1 protein-coding gene is annotated in these 1623 nt (G+C 44.0%); it reads left to right on the forward strand.

Annotation, left to right across the window (positions count from 1 at the left end):
- The first annotated feature begins 180 nt into the window (after positions 1-180).
- Positions 181-1389, forward strand: coding sequence for a sodium/glutamate symporter (gene gltS, locus AB6E52_RS23005; protein ID WP_017061004.1), 1209 nt, complete (start codon positions 181-183; stop codon positions 1387-1389).
- Positions 1390-1623: the final 234 nt, after the last annotated feature.

Genomic DNA, 1623 nt, shown 5'->3' on the forward strand with positions numbered 1-1623 from the left:
ACGCATCAGTACGTGTATCACTAGCGAACCTTACTCACCACGAGTACGAGCTAATTGGCCGTGCAACACGCACTGTGTTGGATGAGTACTTCCAAGAGTTCTCTGCGTAATTCGTAGTTGCTAGAAAATATAAGCCCCGTCAAGTCGGGGCTTTTTTATTCGGTTGTTTAGGTCGTGATAATGAATGTAATTTCTGTAAATGCCGTTGAATCTGCCATTTTGGCACTCTTGATGTTGTTGTTTGGTGAGGTAACCAAAAAACACACACCAATATTAAGTAAATATCATATCCCAGGGCCGGTGATTGGTGGGTGCATCGCAGCCTTAATTACTACTTGCTTATATCGCATGGGAATGGAGTTCGAATTTGAACTTCCTTATAAAGAGACGTTGATGCTGATGTTTTTCGCAGGCATTGGTTTAAGCGCAAATATCAAGCAGCTATTCCAAGGTGGACGCTTGTTCGTTGTCTTTCTCGGAATCGCCGTTGTTTATATTATTTTTCAGGACGCTATTGGTGTCGCTGCAGCCTCGTTCTTAGGGCTGGATCCTAAGCTAGGACTGATGACGGGCTCTATCACCCTATCAGGTGGGCATGGTACAGGTGCTGCATGGGCGTCGATGTTTCATGACCATTTTGGTGTCGATAATGCACTCGAAATCGCGATGGCCTGTGCCACTTTTGGTCTTGTGATTGGCGGTATTATCGGAGCGCCTTTAGGCACGTATTTGGTTGAAAAAAATCAACTTTCAACACCGAACGTACATGCAGCAGATGTGGAACACAAAAAGGCCCATCACATGCCGACTAAGGGCAATGTACTACATGGCATCGGAAGCGTTGTTCTTTTAGCATGCTGTGTTGAGCTCAGCCAAATGCTACATAGTTTAGTGCTTGTGCTCGATGTGCATTGGCTGAACATGGTGCCAAATTTCGTCTATGCGTTATTTGTTGGTGCACTATTCTCAACACTATTTAGCGAGAGCAAACCTGCCAAGATTGCGATGGTCGAAGTGGCACGTTTAAGCTCAATTGCCCTAAGTGTCTTCTTATCTATGGCATTGCTTGAAATCAAACTTTGGCAGCTGTTTGATATGGCGTTGTCGCTGGTGGTTATCCTAACGATTCAAACATTGTTTACTATTGTGTTTGTTACGTCCGTTACCTATAAGCTACTCGGTAAAAATTATGATGCCGCGGTGATGGCAAGTGGTCATGCGGGCTTTGGTTTGGGTGCGACACCGACAGCCATGCTCAATATGAATGGTATCACGGGTTACTACGGCCCATCGCCACAAGCGTATTTTATCGTGCCGTTAATTGGTGCGTTCTTTATCGATCTCTCAAACCTAATCGTTATAGAGACATTCTTACATTTCATGTCTTGATGGATCTTCCCCATCAAAGGGGATTACCAAAGTTCAGTACTTTGACTTTAAAATTTACTCAAGACATCAAAAACTATATTCAGAAGAGGAGTGACGGTTTGAAAGGTGTCCAGTTCCGCTGGTTCAGATCACTAGCTTATTTCGATGATTTTACCGCGAGTTCAATGGACGGGTTAAATCGGCTTTGTTTCCTAATTGGATCTCAGATAGAAACGGCCAGTATGGGTGATTATT

It is taken from the genome of Vibrio sp. 10N.247.311.13 (assembly GCF_041467595.1).
Lineage (GTDB): Bacteria > Pseudomonadota > Gammaproteobacteria > Enterobacterales > Vibrionaceae > Vibrio > Vibrio crassostreae_C.